The organism is Mycobacterium asiaticum (assembly GCF_001673315.1).
GTDB lineage: Bacteria > Actinomycetota > Actinomycetes > Mycobacteriales > Mycobacteriaceae > Mycobacterium > Mycobacterium asiaticum_B.
This window is the reverse complement of sequence record NZ_LZLQ01000120.1, coordinates 18,353-34,482: the sequence shown is the minus strand read 5'-3', so window position 1 is coordinate 34,482 and position 16,130 is coordinate 18,353. Positions and strand designations below refer to the sequence as shown.

The window sequence follows — 16,130 nt, the reverse complement described above, 5'->3', positions numbered from 1 at the left end:
GGCTGGAAGCGCGACACCGGTGGGAAGCGTTACCGGCGGTGGGCGCCGACCGGTAGCCTTTATCGCGATGACGGATCCTGAACAGAGCTCCAAACGAGGCGCGGGTAATCAGGGCATCACCTACGCATCGGCCGGGGTGGACATTGAAGCCGGTGACCGCGCCGTTGACTTGTTCAAGCCGCTGGCGACCAAGGCCACCAGACCCGAGGTGCGGGGTGGGCTCGGCGGGTTCGCTGGGCTGTTCGCGATACGCGGCGACTACCGGGAACCGGTGCTGGCCGCATCCACCGACGGCGTCGGCACCAAATTGGCGATCGCTCAGGCGATGGACAAGCACGACACCGTCGGGCTCGACCTGGTCGCGATGGTGGTCGATGACCTCGTGGTGTGCGGCGCCGAGCCGTTGTTCCTACAGGACTACATCGCCGTGGGCCGCACGGTGCCCGAGCGCGTCGCCGCGATCGTGAGCGGGATCGCCGAGGGTTGTGTGCGGGCCGGTTGCGCCTTGTTGGGCGGCGAGACCGCCGAACATCCGGGTCTGATGGAGCCGGACCACTACGACATCTCGGCGACCGGCGTGGGAGTCGTCGAGGCTGACGACGTCCTGGGACCAGACCGAGTGAAACCTGGCGACGTGATCATCGGGATGGGATCTTCGGGCCTGCACTCCAACGGGTACTCGCTGGCCCGCTCAATCCTGCTGGAGATCGACCGGATGAACCTCGCCGGTTATGTGGAAGAGTTCGGTCGCACGCTGGGCGAGGAACTGCTGGAGCCCACGCTCATCTATGCCAAAGACTGCCTGGCGCTGGCCGCTGAAACGCAGGTCCGCACCTTCTGCCATGTCACCGGGGGAGGACTGGCCGGCAACCTGGCCAGAGTCATCCCGCAGGGTCTGGTCGCCGAGGTGGACCGGGGCACCTGGACCCCTGCGCCGGTGTTCGGCATGATCGCCCAGCGCGGTCGGGTATCTCGAGCTGAGATGGAGAAGACCTTCAACATGGGCGTGGGCATGGTCGCGGTGGTCGCCGCCGAGGACACCGACCGCGCCGAAGCGATCCTGACCGCCAGGCACCTCAACTGCTGGGTCCTGGGCAGCGTCGGGAAGGGCGGAAAGGAAGGGCCGCGAGCCAAGCTCGTCGGCCAGCATCCAAGGTTTTAAAAAAGTAAGAGCGGGCTACCGTCAGCGGCGCCAGTTGTCATCGTCATCCCACGAGTCGCCGTCCAAGTGGTCCGGCTCATCGGTGCTCGTCCCGGACAGCTCGCGCTGAAGCCGCGTGAAGTCGGTCTGGGGGGAGCTGTATTTCAGTTCTCGAGCAACCTTGGTCTGCTTTGCCTTAGCCCGGCCGCGGCCCATGGGGGAACCCCCTCGCGAAATAACGGAGCGGCCTACGAGTAGGCGGCTCCGATCTCTAGTGTCGTTTTGTCCTGTCGACAGCTTACCGTGCCGGGCCGCCTAACGTTGGCGCGCCCTGCCACGCGGCCTCAACAGATGGCGGATGTCACAACAGTTATCGGCCGCCGCCACGTAACCGCTGCACCGCGAGCCGTCCGGCCCCCACTTCATCGGTGGCAGGCAACGAATCGGCGTCGATCGCAGCCGCTATTTCACCGTCGGCGCCGGTGGTCAGCGCGGTATCCCCGGGCACACCTCGCTTCAGCAACGCCAGCGCCACCGGTCCCAGATCGACGTGCTCGACAACCGTTCCCAGGCGTCCCACGGCGCGACCCCCGGCGAGGACCGGGTCACCGGTGGACGGACGATCGGCCGAACCGTCGAGGTGCAACAACACCAGCATCCGCGGCGGCTTACCCAGGTTGTGCACCCGGGCGACGGTTTCCTGCCCGCGATAGCAGCCCTTGTTCAGGTGGACGGCGCCTTCACCGGGACCGCCGATCCAACGCACTTCATGCGGGATGGTGCGCTCGTCGGTGTCGACGCCCAGTCGCGGACGCAGACCGGCGACTCGATGTGCTTCGAACGCCCACACACCCGCGGGAAGCACACCCGCTTCGGCCAGGCGCCGTCGCCAGGCGGCAGAATCGGCGCGCGGCACCACCAAGTCCAACTCGATCGGACCACCGGGAGTGCTGGGCAGGCGACGCACGAATCCACCACCGGCCAGTGGGACGGCCGACCAGTCTGCCGGCAACGCGTCTACGCCCAGCGCAGCAAGAACCGCGGCGTCCGCCAAGCGCGGCCCGAGCAGCGACAGCACCGCGAAATCGGCGTGCTCCACCGCCACGTCGGACCAGAACACCATCTTGCGCAGGTAACCGAACAGGGGTTCGCCCCGCCACGGCTCGGTGTCCAGATAGGTGGTTCCCCCGAGTTCGGTCTGCAGCCAGTGGTCCTCCACCCGGCCCTGGCCGTCCAGGCTCAGGTTCTGCACGGTCGCGCCATCGGGCAGGTCACTGACGTGCTGGGTGGAGATGTTGTGCAGCCAGGAACGACGATCGTTTCCGGTGAGCGCCAGCACGGGGCGATGCGAGCGGTCCACCAGGACGGCGTCGGTCTGGGACGCGCGCTGTTCACCGAGCGGATCGCCGTAATGCCAGACGGCGCCGACGTCAGGCCCGGGATCGGGAGCAGGGACTGGGTTCACTTGCGCTGCTTCTCCTCATCGCTTCGCTCTGCATCGTCGCAGCGCGGGTTCAATTGCGCTGCTTCTCCTCATCGCTTCGCTCTGCATCGTCGCAGCGCGACATGTCAACTCTACGGCGACGGGCGCTCGCGCAGTTTCACCCAGCGTGAAGCCAGCTTCACGTTCGGCGCCCACTGTGCATGCAGCTTCACGTTCGGCGCGAGATGATCCCTATTAGGCTGGCCGATCATGGCTGAGCAAGCTGGTGTGGTCGTCACGCTGGACGGCAAGATCCTCGATCCGGCGACGCCACTGCTTTCCGCCGATGACCTGGCAGCGGTTCGCGGCGACGGGATTTTCGAGACATTGCTGGTGCGCAACGGCCGGGCGTGCCTGATCGAGTCGCACCTGCAAAGGCTTACTCACTCCGCCAAGCTGATGGACCTGCCGCAGCCGGACCTCCCTGGTTGGCGGCGCGCCATCGACCAGGCGACCCGCCAATGGGTTGAACGCACCGCCGATGAGGCGGCGATGCGGTTGGTATACAGCCGCGGCCGCGAGGGCGGTTCTGCCCCAACGGCATATGTAATGGTCAGTCCCGTCCCGGACCGGGTGGCCGCGGTTCGCCGCGACGGTATCGCCGCGATCACGCTCGACCGGGGGTTGCCGGCGCAAGGGATCGACGCCATGCCTTGGTTGCTGGCCGGCGCCAAGACGCTGTCCTACGCGGTCAACATGGCCGTCTTACGACACGCCGCCCGGCAGAACGCCGGCGACGTGATCTTCGTCAGCACCGACGGGTACGTGCTGGAAGGCCCCCGTTCGACGGTGGTGATCGCTACCGACAACGGCGACGGCAACCCGTGTCTGTTCACCCCGCCCCCGTGGTACCCGATTCTGCGAGGCACCACCCAGCAGGCACTATTCACCGTGGCCCGCGCGAAAGGGTATGACTGCGACTACCGCGCGTTGCGGGTAGCGGATCTATCCGCCGCACAAGGTATCTGGCTTATCTCCAGCATGACGCTGGCTGCCCGCGTGCATACCCTGGACGGCCGGTACCTGCCGCGCGCCCCTTTCGCCGATACGTTCGCCGAACTGGTCGACGCCGCGATAGTCAGCGATCGCTGAACGCTTAATTGTGTTGTCGCCGCGCCGAAGTCACGGTAGCGTCGGCTTTACACAAGAAGGGAGGTGGTCCGCGAAATTGATAGCTTCATGGACATGTGAGGTGGCTGCGAGCTAGCTGCATTGGCTCGGCAGATTCTTCGACCATCGCGCTGGCGAATCTCCCGTAGCCACCCGGCCCCCGAGCTTCCGGTCCGTCCAACCGGAATATGGCTCGGGGGCCGCTCCATTTCTGGCAGCAACACTTACCCAACTGCAGGGTTACCGTGCTTAGCCGGGGTTCGGCAGTACCGCGGGCGGTGTGCTATTGAAGTATTCGCGTCAGCCGACGAATCGGGAGAGCCGTGCCGACAAGTGCGGGACCAACCCGCCGTCGGCATCCACTCGCTCCTCGACGTAGGCCAAGTCGCCGCCTTCGACAATCCCGTACAGCCGCTTGGCGCCGCCAACCAGCACGCCGGACCTGCTGCGCGCCAGGGCATCGGTCACCAGTTCCCATGACGACTGGTTACGCGGCCGCCCGTAGAACAACTCGACGTAACCGGCCGAATGTGCCAACAGCAACTCGATGGCCTGCGATTCGCTCGGATCGTCTGGATCACGGACGAACCGCCAGAAGCCTGTTTCCCGCAATCCGGTCTCGTGGTACTCGCCCGAGTCGTCCAATCGCCACGACCGGGCTTCCCAATTCAGGTAGTCGCCGCCGTCGTGCGACACGATGATCTGCTGGCCGAACCGGTAGTCGCCATCGGTGCCGCGTCCCTCGCCTTCACCGCGCCACACCCCGACCAACGGCAGCAGCGCCAGCAGCGCGTCGTTGAGGTTCGCGCCTTCGCGCAGATTCGCGGTATCCGCGGGAACCGGCAGATCGTCGAATGAGGGAATGTTGCGGGCCGCGGTCAGTTTCGCGCGCTCCGCCGCTTGCGACACGCCGCTAGCGTCCGCGCCTTCGGAGGAGGTCACGACTCGTCGGTGATCAGCCGATACAGCGCATACAGCGCAAACCAGGAGATGGCCACGGTCGCCAAGACGAGCATGATCTCGAAGAACAGCACCACGCCAGTGATTCTATTCTTCCCGCCACGCCAACGGGGACCAGCCTGCGCGGGTGCGTCAGGCGATCTTGATGTCCACCTCGTGGATACCGGCGCCCGACGGCGTCACCACTGCGTCGCCGTTGCCGACCCTGGACAAGGCGCGCAGTGTCCAGGCCCCCGGAGCGGCGAAGAACCGGAAGTCGCCGGTGGCTGACGCGACGACCTCGGCGGTGAACTCATCCGAGGAGTCCAGCAGGCGGACGAACGCACCCCCGACGGCTTGACCGTCCCGGTCGACGACGCGACCGGTGATCACCGTTTCCTTCTCCAGGTCGACGCTGGCCGGCAACGTCAGTCCTTGCTTTGGTGCAGAGCACATGTCAGCTTCCCAACTCGATCGGGGCACCCACCAGGGAGCCGTATTCCGTCCAACTGCCGTCGTAGTTCTTGACGTTTTTGTGTCCGAGCAATTCCTGCAGGACGAACCAGGTGTGCGAGGAACGCTCCCCGATTCGACAGTAGGCAATCGTTTCCTTGGAGCCGTCCAGCCCGGCGTCGGCGTACAGCTTGGCCAGTTCCTCGTCGGACTTGAAGGTGCCGTCCTCGTTGGCGGCCTTGCTCCACGGCACGTTGATGGCGGTGGGGACATGGCCGGGCCGCTGGCTCTGTTCCTGGGGCAAGTGAGCCGGAGCCAGGATCTTGCCCGAGAACTCGTCCGGGGAGCGCACGTCAACGAGGTTCTTTTCGCCGATGGCGGCGATCACGTCGTCGCGGAATGCGCGGATGCTGTTGTCCGGCTGTGACGCGGAGTAGGAGGTGGCCGGCCGGCTTACCGCTTCGCTGGACAGCGGACGACCGTCAAGCTCCCACTTCTTGCGACCGCCGTCGAGCAGTTTGACCTTGTCGTGGCCGTAGAGCTTGAAGTACCAGTAGGCGTACGCCGCGAACCAGTTGTTGTTGCCGCCGTAGAGGATGACGGTGTCGTCGTTGGAGACGCCGCGTTCGGACAGCAACTTGGAGAATTGCTCGGCGTCGACGAAGTCGCGTTTGACCGAGTCTTGCAGATCGGTGCGCCAGTCCAGCCTGATCGCGCCGGGGATGTGGGCGCCGTCGTAGGCGCTGGTGTCTTCGTCGACTTCGACGAAGACGACGTCTGCGGCATCCAGATTGCTCTCAGCCCAGTCGGCAGAGACCAGGACGTCGGAGCGTGCCATGGTGGGATCCTTTCGATTTCTTTCTCTGAGGTATTCAGGCGACGGGAGCCAGGTGCCAAAAGGTGACCGGCCACGCACGCGGGTGGTGGTTGTTCACGGCACGGATTACTCCTAGGTACGCCTGTTGCGCGGGAAGACATGCCACAGTGGGGACTCCGGGGCTGCTTCGAGTGCTGCGCAGATCGGCGCGGCTACTCAACAGCTACAGCAACAGCAACAACCCGCGCTGCGGCACGGCTGAGCCGTGCGGCAGTTGATGAGCAAGTGCTCGATGCGGGTTGACACGACGGTCAGCTTACCCAATGACATAGTGATCAAGCCAACAGCGCCCGGCGGCTTCGATAAAGGCCGGTCCGAGTGCGGTTATCAACACGTCACGATGGGCGGAAATCGCGCAAGGTAATGGTGGCGTTGCGGGTGATTCCCTCGATGATGACGTCCGATCCGCGCGCTCCAACCGTCGTCGGCGCCACCCCGAACGGCAGCCGCTGGTGCGGCAACCTGGCGCTGAACGCCTTCAGTACCGCGTCGAGTTTGTCGGCGGGAACGGCCTGGTCGGCGGTATCCGGTCCGGTGAGGACGCCGGTGGGGGTGATCACCAGCGTGGCCGGGTCATCCGGGGCGATGGAGAGGTCCACCGAGATGCTGACCCGGTCGTGGAATTCGGCCGATTTCGGTGTGCCGCTGAACACCAGCCCGTGACTGCCGGATATCCCGGATTCGGTGGTTCCGCCGGTGGCATCGTTGGACTCCTGCGGCGGCGCCTCGACCATGAGGTCGGTAATGCCCAGGAACCGGCCCAGATGCACGGAGTCAATGATGATGCGGGTCTCCAGCTTGCCGATCACCAGTTTCGCGTCCGGTCTGATCAGCCAGGACGCGTCGGTCAGATCGATCGAGTGCATGGTGGCCTCCAGCGTGGCCCGGCCGACCTCCGGTTGGTCCACGCCGTTGGCTTTGATCTCAAGCTCGGCATAGTGATCACGCATCGCCTGCGGAATGAAGGGCAGCGCCAGGATGGCGATGAACGGGTCCGAATGCAGGTTCGCGGCTTTGCGCACGGTGGTGGACAGCCGGTACTCGGCATAAATGCTGGTGCCATAGTCGATGCCGAGAGCACCGAGTGCCAGGACACCGACGGCGATCGTCGCGACGGTGAGACTCACCAGCACCCTGCGCATCCGGACATTGTGACATCGCCGTTCGGTTGTGCCGTGATGGTGACGTCGATCTCGGACCGCCTCGTCATGGAGCGAAAGCCCAGGTGGCAAGTTATCGTTAGATGACCTGGCCGCTAACGTCATGGCGCGAATGAATTTGGGAGGCCTACCCACGAGGCTGGAGGGGCTTGTTGGACCTGTTACTGCTGACCTCGGAGCTGTATCCCGATCCAGTCCTGCCGTCCCTCTCGCTGCTTCCCCACAGCGTGCGGACCGCGCCGGCGGAAGCTTCCTCGTTGCTGGAGGCCGGCAATGCGGATGCGGTGCTCGTCGACGCGCGCAACGACCTGTCGGCGGCGCGCGGCCTGTGCCGCCTGCTGAGCACCGCGGGCCGTTCGGTGCCGGTTCTTGCGGTGGTGACTGAGGGCGGGCTGGTGGCCGTCAGTGCTGACTGGGGTCTAGACGAGATTCTGCTGCCCAGTACCGGGCCGGCAGAGATCGACGCCCGACTGCGGCTGGTGGTGGGGCGTCGTGGCGGCCTGGCGGACCAGGAAAGCGCCGGCAAAGTGAGCCTGGGTGAGCTGGTCATCGACGAAGGCACCTACACGGTCCGGCTACGCGGTCGACCGTTGGACCTCACCTACAAAGAATTCGAGCTGCTGAAATATCTGGCTCAGCACGCGGGTCGGGTCTTCACCCGAGCGCAGTTGTTGCACGAGGTCTGGGGATACGACTTCTTCGGTGGCACCCGCACCGTCGACGTGCACGTGCGACGATTGCGCGCCAAACTCGGCTCGGAGCACGAGGCTCTGATCGGCACGGTACGCAACGTCGGCTATAAGGCGGTGCGGCCCGCTCGCGGCCGCACACCAGCGGCCGAGCCGGAGGGCGACCAGTCCGGCGCCGATGCCGACGATTTGGCAGAACCACTGGACGAACCGTTGCGTAGCCAGTGAACCGGCCGGACTGGCGCTCGGCACTCACCGCCGAAGAGCAACAGAACATTCGTGAACTTATCTCTGCAGCAACGGAATTCGACAATGTGGCGCCGGTAGGCGAGCAGGTGTTGCGGGAGTTGTCGCACGATCGCACCGAGCACCTGTTGGTCTTGGATGGATCCGCCGGTAACTCCGTGACCGGTTACCTGAATCTCACGCCGCCGCGCGACGGAGCCGCCGGGATGGCCGAATTGGTGGTTCACCCGCAGGCCCGGCGTCGTGGCATCGGCGCCGTGCTGGCGCAAGCGGCAATGACCAAAACCGATGGGCGTAACCAATTCTGGGCACATGGCACGCTGGAGGCCGCCAAGGCGACCGCCGCCGCACTGGGCTTGGTCCCTGTCCGGGAGCTGTTGCAGATGCGACGCCCGCTGCGCGATATCACCGAACCGGTGACCCCAGATCGGTTGCGGAATGTGCACGTCCGAACCTACCGGGGCCCTGCCGACGATGCTGAATTGCTGCGGGTCAACAATGCCGCATTCTCCTACCACCCGGAGCAGGGCGGATGGACGGAGGCCGACATAGCTGAGCGGCGCGACGAGCCGTGGTTCGATCCGGAAGGTCTGTTCCTGGCGTTCTCCAACTCCGAAACCGGGGCTGAATCCGAGAGGCTGATGGGCTTCCACTGGACCAAGGTGCATTCCGACCCCGCCGGACTCGGTGAGGTCTACGTGCTGGGCGTCGATCCCGCCGCGCAGGGCAGCGGCCTGGGACAGTTGTTGACGTCGATCGGACTGTCATCGCTGGCTCGGCGGCTGGCCGACCGTCCCAATCCCACCGCCTTGCTGTACGTGGAGTCCGACAACGCGGCCGCCGTGCGGACCTATGAAAAGACCGGTTTCGATGTCTACAGCGTCGACACCGCCTATGCCGCAGGTTCCTCCGAAAACTGAGCCAGGACGCATCGATGCGCGTAGCGACACCCGCTGGCGGGCATACGGTGAGTCGAAATCGTTCAGGAAGTGGAGTCTGTGAAACTCGCCTCGGTAAAGCGGGCAATGGCTATCGCATTGGCTGCGACGACCTGCGGTGCAGCGCTGACGGGCTGTGGCAGCGACGACAACCGCGTCTCGGCACCCGCTCAGGGAGCCTCGTCCGGCGGCTCTGACTGCGGTGGCAAGAACAAGCTGACCGCCGAGGGTTCGACGGCACAACAGATCGCGGTCGCCATCTTCAACCAGGTTTGGGACCAGTCATGTCCCGGAAAAACGGTGGCGTACAACGCAACCGGCTCCGGGGCCGGCCGCACCCAGTTCGTCGCCGGTCACGTCGACTTCGCCGGCTCCGACTCACCTTTGATCGCCGCTCAGATAGACCCGGCCGCCCAGCGCTGCAACGGAAATCCTGCCTGGGATCTGCCGCTGGTGTTCAGTGCCATCGCGTTGGTGTACAACCTGACTGACGTGCCCAAACTGGTTGTCGACGCTGATGCGCTGGCCAAGATTTTCAGCGGCGGGATCCGGATGTGGAACGACCCGATACTGCAGGCCCTCAATCCCGGTGTGGCGCTGCCAAACAGCAAGATCACGCCGATCTACCGCAAGGATTCGTCGGGAACGACGGACAATTTCCAGCGGTACCTCGCGGCCGCGGCTCCGCAGAGTTGGACACGCGGGATCGGCACCGAATTCGTCGGTGGCATCGGCGAAGGCGCCCAACGGTCTACCGGCGTGATCCAGGGCGTGAAAGCCACCCCCGGCGGTATCGGCTATGTGGAGAAGGGTTTCGCCGATCGCGCCGGGGTGCCGTTCGCGCAACTGGCTACCGGTAACGGCGTAGTCGCGCTTACCGAGGAAAGCGCCGGCAACGCCACCAACTCCGTCTCTTTCGCCGGCCACGGCAATGACCTTGTCCTAGAGCTGCGCTCGATGTTCGGTTCCGCAGATCCCAGGGCCTACCCCCTGGTGATGGCCACCTACGAGATTGTGTGCTCGAAGGGTTACGGCTCAGACACCGCCGCGGCGGTGAAGGCGTTTCTCAACACCGCGGTCAATCGTGGCCAAACGGGTCTTCCCTCCGCCGGGTATGTCCCGCTGCCGGATAAGGTCAAGGAGCGCCTGGTCACCGCGATCAACGCATTGCAGTAAGCCGCCAGGGGCCGCCGTGGCTCGGCCGAGCCAGCGGTAACGGTATTGACGGGACCCACAGTGACGACGCCAAACCCCTCCGACGCGGGTTCGGGCGAGGTCGTGGCCGCGCCTTTCCCGGAACCACCCGTCGTTCCGATCAGTCCCTGGGGTTACGGCAAACCTCAGCTGGGCGAGCGAATCTTTCGCAGGCTGTCGGAAGGCTCCGGCCTTCTGATCGTGCTGCTGATCGCCGCCATCGGAGGGTTTCTGGCGTGGCGTGCCGCGCCGGCAATGGCCCGCAATACGGTGAACTTCTTCACCTTCGGTGGCACGTGGGTCACCACCGATACCTCGGCGATGCAGTTCGGCATCCTGGAACTGCTGCAGGTGACCGTCTTCGTGTCGTTGTTTGCGCTGCTGCTGGCGACGCCAGTGGCCCTCGGGGTGGCGATCTACCTCACCCAGTACGCGCCACGGAGGATGTCGGGCCTGCTCGCTTATCTGGTCGATCTGCTGGCTGCGGTGCCGTCGATAATCTACGGGGTATGGGGTCTGCACGTGCTGGCGCCGCAGCTGCGCCCGCTGGCCGGCTGGTTGAACACCCACCTGGGACACTGCTTTCTGTTCGCCACGGGTAATGCCTCGATGGCCGGTGGCGGCACCATATTCACCGCCGGGATCGTGCTCGCGGTGATGATCTTGCCGATCATCACCGCGGTCACTCGCGAAGTGTTCGTCCAGACACCACAGGGACAGATCGAAGCCGCGCTGGCGCTGGGCGCCACCCGTTGGGAAGTGGTCAAGACGACCGTGCTGCCGTTCGGTCGATCCGGATTCCTCAGCGGCGCGATCTTGGGATTGGGACGGGCCCTGGGGGAGACGATGGCGCTCCTGATCATTCTGCGTGGCACCCAGGAAGCGTTCGGCTGGTCGCTGTTCGACGGCGGTAACACTTTCGCCACCAAGATCGCCGGGACCACGACCGAATTCGACAACCAATACAAAGCGGGTGCCTACGTGGCAGCTGGTCTGGTGCTTTTCCTGCTGACGTTCGTCGTCAACGCCCTGGCCCGCAGCGCGGTGGCCGGCACCCGCGCCGGAAGGCCGCAGGGATGACGTCGATGCTGGATCGTCCGCTGAAGTGGCGGACTATCTCGGGCCTCGGCTGGCGCCGTCGCATAGCCAATAGCTTGGCCACCATCCTGGTTACCGTCGCGATGGGGATCGCATTGCTGCCACTGGTATGGGTGTTGTGCTCGGTTGTCGTCAAGGGGTTCCGGGTGCTCGCCGCGCGCGACTGGTGGACGCATTCGCAGGCGGGCATGACGGTCCTGGAGGCAGGAGGGGGGGCCTACCACGCGATCGTAGGGACGCTGTTGTTAGGCCTGGCGTGCGCGGTGATCTCGATCCCGATCGGTGTGCTGGTAGGCATCTACCTGGCCGAATACGGCGGCCGCAGCCCACTGGCCCGGCTGGTCACCTTCACGGTGGATATCCTGGCCGGAGTGCCCTCGATCGTGGCCGCGTTGTTCATCTATGCGGTGTGGGTGGCGGCGTTGGGGCTGCCGCGATCCCAGTTTGCGGTGGCGCTGGCACTGGTGATGTTGATGCTCCCGGTGATTGCCCGGGCGACGGAGGAGATGCTGCGTATCGTTCCGGTGGACCTGCGGGAGGCCAGTTACGCACTCGGAATTCCGAAGTGGAAGACCATTGCCAGGGTGGTGCTGCCGACCGGCCTGTCCGGCATCCTCACCGGTATCCTGCTGGCGCTGGCCCGAGTGCTGGGAGAGACGTCGCCGCTGCTCATCCTGGTCGGGTATGCGCACGACATGAACTTCGACATGTTCCGCGGGTTCATGGGTTCGCTGCCCGGCATGATGTATGACCAGACTACGGCCGGTGCTGGTACCAACTCGGTTCCGACGGACCGGCTGTGGGGTGCCGCGCTGACGCTGATCCTGCTCATTGCGATGATCAATACCGGCGCCAGGGTGGTCGCGAAGATTTTCGCCCCCAAGAAGACATGAACCGTGCAAGGCAGTAACAAGGCAGGAGCTGTATTTCGTGGCTAAACGGTTGGACCTCAAAGAGGTCAACATCTACTACGGAGCGTTCCACGCGGTCGCCGACGTGTCGCTGTCGGTTCTGCCTCGCAGTGTGACGGCGTTCATCGGCCCGTCGGGCTGCGGCAAGACAACCGTGTTGCGCACGCTGAACCGGATGCACGAGGTGATTCCTGGTGCCCGGGTGGAAGGCAGCGTGCTGCTCGATGACGAGGACATCTACGGCTCCCGCGTTGACCCGGTCGGTGTGCGCCGAGCTATCGGCATGGTGTTCCAGCGGCCAAACCCGTTCCCGGCCATGTCAATTCGTGACAATGTGGTGGCTGGACTGAAGTTGCAGGGGGTGCGCAAACGTCAGGTGCTCGACGAGACCGCCGAACACTCGCTGCGCGGAGCCAACCTGTGGGACGAGGTCAAGAACAGGCTGGACAAGCCCGGTGGCGGACTGTCCGGCGGGCAACAACAGCGGTTGTGTATTGCCCGGGCCATCGCGGTCCAACCAGACGTGCTTCTGATGGACGAGCCGTGCTCCGCGCTGGACCCGATCTCGACGATGGCGATCGAAGAACTGATCAGTGAGTTGAAGCAGGAGTACACCATCGTCATCGTCACCCACAACATGCAGCAGGCCGCCCGGGTGAGTGATCAGACGGCGTTTTTCAACCTGGAAGCGGTAGGCAAACCAGGCCGTCTGGTCGAGATCGACGACACCGAGAAAATCTTCTCGAACCCCAACCAGCGAGCCACCGAGGACTACATCTCCGGCCGATTCGGTTAGTGCGTGCCGGTGGCTTGGAAGATGACCCGGCGCGCCACCTCGACGGCATGGTCGGCGAAGCGTTCGTAGAACCGTCCGAGCAACGTCACATCGACGGCGGCGGCCACGCCGTACCGCCATTCCCGGTCCATCAGAACGCTGAACAGGTGCCGGTGCAGGTCGTCCATCGCGTCGTCATCTTCGCGGATCCGCGCGGCCTTCTCCGGGTCGCGGGTTTGCAGGACTTCTTGCGCACCGTTGCCCAATTCGACTGCGACACGGCCCATTTCAGCAAAGTAGCCATTCACCTCTTCGGGCAGCGCGTGCTGGGGATGTCTGCGACGGGCGATCTTGGCGACGTGCAACGCGAGCGCACCCATCCGGTCGATGTCGGCGACGATCTGGATCGCGCTGACGATAGCTCGCAGATCACCAGCGACCGGCGCCTGCAAGGCGAGCAGGACGAAGGCGCTTTCCTCCGCCTGGCTGCTGAGCGCCGAGATCCGCTCGTGGTCGGTGATCACCTGCTCGGCCAGCACCAGATCGGCTTGCAGCAGGGCTTGGGTGGCCCGCTCCATCGCCAGACCAGCCAGCCCGCACATTTCACCTAGCCGCTCGGACAGTTCCGCGAGCTGCTCATGGTAAGCGGTCCTCATGGGTAAAGCCTACGTTCTCCATATACGGAATGCGGTGAGGCGGCGCGCGTCATGGCGGCTACTCGCACGTGGTGTCGGCCGCGTTGGTGACCGTGAGATCCTCGGGCAGCCGGGTCGGCGTGCTGCTCGGGCTGCGACTGATCTGCATGCTGATCGAGGACCCGGTGGGCGGCGGCGTGCCGACCGAGCTGAAGTCCGGTCCGAGCACGACCTGAATCACCGAGCCGATCCCGGTGACCCGCGCGACCTTCGAGGTGCCGAACGCTGCGGCCACTGTCGCGGCGGCCTGCTCGTTGCCGGGGGAGAAGAACACGGTGGTGGTCTTCAACGAATTCGGATAGTCATCCGGAGTCATCACGTTGAACCCGTGGCCCTTGAGCTGGGTGGCTGCTGTAGCGGCCAGGCCGGCGGTGCTTGTCCCATTGGAGACCTGCACCGTGACCTCATGCGGGGAGGTGGTGGTCACCTGCTCGTGGTGTGTCTCGTTGTTGGGTGCGGCCTCGGGCGCCTTCTTGGGGGTCGTCGGCGTTGTAGTGGACGTACGGGAGGCTCCCAGGCTTTGGGCGTTCTGGTCGTTCTCCAACGGCAGCGGGTCGTCGTTGATGATCGCGGCGAAAAGCGCTTTCATGTCCGCTGTGCGGGGAGGCTCGTTGCCGTCCTGGTCGGTCACGCCGGTGGGCACGGTGACGAAGGTGACGTGTCCGGCGGCCATATGCTGCAACGACCGGCCCAGTTCGACCAGATCCTTGGTCTTGACGTTGTCGACGTAGCTGTTGCCGATGAACATGTTGACGACGTTGTTGAGTTTGTTCAGGTTCATCAGCGTGTCTTCGGAGATCATCGACCGCAGCAGCGATGACAGGAAAAGTTGCTGGCGCTTGATGCGTCCGTAGTCCCCATTGCTCTCAGTGGTGACCTGCCGGGCCCGCACATAATTAAGCGCGGTCGGTCCGTCGATGATCTGGCGTCCGGCGTGGGCGAGCACCGTGCCCAATTCGTAGTCCTTCAGTGGCGTGGTGCTACACACCTCGACGCCGCCCAGCGCCTCGACCATGCGGCCGAATCCGACGAAGTCAACGGCGATGAATCGGTTGACGCTCAGGCCTGAGAGCTTTTGCACCACCTTGACCAGGCACTTGGGCCCGCCGAAGGAAAACGCCGAGTTCAGTTTGGTCTCGGTGTAGACCATTCGGGGACCCGTCGTACCTGTCTTCGGGTCGTAGATGGGTCCGTATTTCCCGTCTTCGGGGTTCCAGGCTTCACACTGGATGGGATTGATCGCGAGGTCGCGCGGAAATGAAACGGCGACCACGCGTTTGCGGTCCGCAGGAATGTTCACCAGCATCACGGTGTCCGAGCGTGCGCCTCCGGCGTCCTCGGTATCGCCGGCGCCTACGTTGGCGTTCGCACCCAGCCGGGAGTCCATCCCGACGATCAGGAAGTTCTCGTCGCCGTATTGGGCATTGGGGTCGACGATGTCGGCCGAACCCGGGTCCAGTGCGCTGACGACGTTGAGCTGGCCGTTCTTCGAAGAGCTCCACTGCCAAGCACCGCCGGTCATTACCAACGCCAACAGCGCCACGATCGTCAGTACCGAGCGGCCCGCAATCAGTACCGGGCGTCGGCGGGGCTTCTCGTTGCGCTCTTCTCTGGGCTTTTCTTTGGGCTTTTTGGACTGCCGGTTCTTGGGGGCCCGGGCGCTGGGTTCAGCGGTTTTGCGACGCCGCTTGCGCAGTTTCCGGGTCGTCGGGGTTTCCCCGTCCTCGTCCTCGTCCTCGTCCTCCGAAGGATCGTGCGGGTAATTGGCATCGCCCAGATCGGGCAACTCGGAAAGCAGTTGTAGGGAGTACGCCGGAATCGGGAGGACCTGCGTGTCGAGCTTCTCGTCGATCTCGAAGTCGGCCTCGTCGATGGGCGGGGACTGGTGTTCTGAGTGGGCCTCGTCGGCGGGCGGGGACTGGTGTTCTAACTCGGCGTCGTCGTCGGAGTCCTCGGCGACGTGATGATTGGCGGGTCGCTCAGAGACAGTCGCACCGAGCCGGGCAATCAGCTCAGCGACGCTCAGCGCGCCACCGTTACGGTTTCCGGCCGCGGCCTCGTCACCGTCCTTATTGCCGTCACCGTTCTTATTGCCGCCGTCGTTCTTATTGCCGTCACCGTCTGGCGCCTGCGATTTCCCAATCGGACCGGGTGACCAGCGATGCAACTCGTGCGGGCGATCTGTGTCAGAAAAGCGCTCCCACGGCGCGGCGCCTGGCATCGGCTGCGAGTTTGAGGTATTGAAATCATCACCGCCGTCGGCGCTGGAGGCGCGCCGCCGGGCAGGAGTGGCGTCTTTGCCGCCGTCACTCATGTCCTACCGGCCTCCGAGGGTCTAGCTGGACGTCCGCGAGGTTGCGTGCGGTTTACGCGCAAACGTCAACGCAGCGCCGCCATAGCTGACGCCGCGTAACTGCATTA

16 protein-coding genes are annotated in these 16,130 nt (G+C 64.6%); 8 read left to right on the top strand and 8 right to left on the bottom strand.

Features of this window, described 5'->3' with window-relative positions:
* Positions 1-67: 67 nt before the first annotated feature.
* Positions 68-1,162: a phosphoribosylformylglycinamidine cyclo-ligase gene (gene purM, locus A5636_RS18330; RefSeq protein ID WP_065160060.1), complete on the top strand. Its 1,095-nt coding sequence runs from the start codon at positions 68-70 to the stop codon at positions 1,160-1,162.
* Between the two features lie 21 nt (positions 1,163-1,183).
* On the opposite strand, the gene A5636_RS25720 is transcribed toward purM, so the two are convergent.
* Both A5636_RS25720 and ygfZ read right to left on the bottom strand, forming a co-directional pair.
* Positions 1,184-1,357 carry a DUF3073 domain-containing protein gene (locus A5636_RS25720; RefSeq protein WP_081287869.1) on the bottom strand — a complete coding sequence of 58 codons (174 nt, stop codon included), beginning with the start codon at positions 1,355-1,357 and terminating at the stop codon, positions 1,184-1,186.
* Between the two features lie 154 nt (positions 1,358-1,511).
* Positions 1,512-2,606, bottom strand: coding sequence for a CAF17-like 4Fe-4S cluster assembly/insertion protein YgfZ (gene ygfZ / locus A5636_RS18325; protein WP_065160059.1), 1,095 nt, complete (start codon positions 2,604-2,606; stop codon positions 1,512-1,514).
* Between the two features lie 246 nt (positions 2,607-2,852).
* Here ygfZ and A5636_RS18320 point away from each other — a divergent pair, with 246 nt between their 5' ends.
* Positions 2,853-3,716 (top strand): aminodeoxychorismate lyase, encoded by an 864-nt coding sequence (locus A5636_RS18320; protein WP_155763881.1) that lies wholly within the window; start codon positions 2,853-2,855, stop codon positions 3,714-3,716.
* A 318-nt stretch (positions 3,717-4,034) separates the two neighbouring features.
* On the opposite strand, the gene A5636_RS18315 is transcribed toward A5636_RS18320, so the two are convergent.
* The 4 genes from A5636_RS18315 to lmeA form a co-directional block, all read right to left on the bottom strand.
* Complete coding sequence (locus tag A5636_RS18315; protein ID WP_065160057.1) at positions 4,035-4,676, bottom strand: FABP family protein; 642 nt, start codon at positions 4,674-4,676, stop codon at positions 4,035-4,037.
* A gap of 150 nt (positions 4,677-4,826) precedes the next feature.
* Positions 4,827-5,129 carry a DUF1416 domain-containing protein gene (locus A5636_RS18310; RefSeq protein WP_065160056.1) on the bottom strand — a complete coding sequence of 101 codons (303 nt, stop codon included), beginning with the start codon at positions 5,127-5,129 and terminating at the stop codon, positions 4,827-4,829.
* A gap of 1 nt (position 5,130) precedes the next feature.
* Positions 5,131-5,964, bottom strand: coding sequence for a sulfurtransferase (locus A5636_RS18305; RefSeq protein ID WP_065160055.1), 834 nt, complete (start codon positions 5,962-5,964; stop codon positions 5,131-5,133).
* Between the two features lie 374 nt (positions 5,965-6,338).
* Complete coding sequence (gene lmeA, locus A5636_RS18300) at positions 6,339-7,145, bottom strand: mannan chain length control protein LmeA (protein ID WP_065160054.1); 807 nt, start codon at positions 7,143-7,145, stop codon at positions 6,339-6,341.
* Between the two features lie 167 nt (positions 7,146-7,312).
* Between lmeA and A5636_RS18295 the strand changes: the two genes are divergently transcribed.
* The 6 genes from A5636_RS18295 to pstB all read left to right on the top strand — a co-directional run bounded on the left by A5636_RS18295 (position 7,313) and on the right by pstB (position 13,035).
* Positions 7,313-8,080: a winged helix-turn-helix transcriptional regulator gene (locus A5636_RS18295; RefSeq protein WP_155763879.1), complete on the top strand. Its 768-nt coding sequence runs from the start codon at positions 7,313-7,315 to the stop codon at positions 8,078-8,080.
* Positions 8,077-9,018 (top strand): mycothiol synthase, encoded by a 942-nt coding sequence (gene mshD, locus A5636_RS18290; protein ID WP_065160053.1) that lies wholly within the window; start codon positions 8,077-8,079, stop codon positions 9,016-9,018. The genes A5636_RS18295 and mshD overlap by 4 nt, the downstream gene beginning before the upstream one ends.
* Before the next feature lie 105 nt (positions 9,019-9,123).
* Positions 9,124-10,212, top strand: coding sequence for a phosphate ABC transporter substrate-binding protein PstS (gene pstS / locus A5636_RS18285; protein WP_065160075.1), 1,089 nt, complete (start codon positions 9,124-9,126; stop codon positions 10,210-10,212).
* A gap of 60 nt (positions 10,213-10,272) precedes the next feature.
* The gene (gene pstC, locus A5636_RS18280; RefSeq protein WP_437339842.1) at positions 10,273-11,310 is read left to right on the top strand and encodes a phosphate ABC transporter permease subunit PstC; all 1,038 of its coding nucleotides are present in this window, start codon (positions 10,273-10,275) and stop codon (positions 11,308-11,310) included.
* Positions 11,307-12,221, top strand: a complete 915-nt coding sequence (gene pstA, locus A5636_RS18275; protein WP_065160051.1) for a phosphate ABC transporter permease PstA — start codon at positions 11,307-11,309, stop codon at positions 12,219-12,221. The genes pstC and pstA overlap by 4 nt, the downstream gene beginning before the upstream one ends.
* 37 nt (positions 12,222-12,258) lie before the next feature.
* The gene (gene pstB / locus A5636_RS18270) at positions 12,259-13,035 is read left to right on the top strand and encodes a phosphate ABC transporter ATP-binding protein PstB (protein ID WP_065160050.1); all 777 of its coding nucleotides are present in this window, start codon (positions 12,259-12,261) and stop codon (positions 13,033-13,035) included.
* Here pstB and phoU read toward each other — a convergent pair.
* The gene (gene phoU, locus A5636_RS18265) at positions 13,032-13,670 is read right to left on the bottom strand and encodes a phosphate signaling complex protein PhoU (RefSeq protein ID WP_065160049.1); all 639 of its coding nucleotides are present in this window, start codon (positions 13,668-13,670) and stop codon (positions 13,032-13,034) included. The genes pstB and phoU overlap by 4 nt on opposite strands.
* A 58-nt stretch (positions 13,671-13,728) precedes the next feature.
* Complete coding sequence (locus tag A5636_RS18260; RefSeq protein ID WP_065160048.1) at positions 13,729-16,023, bottom strand: LCP family protein; 2,295 nt, start codon at positions 16,021-16,023, stop codon at positions 13,729-13,731.
* Between the last annotated feature and the right edge of the window lie 107 nt (positions 16,024-16,130).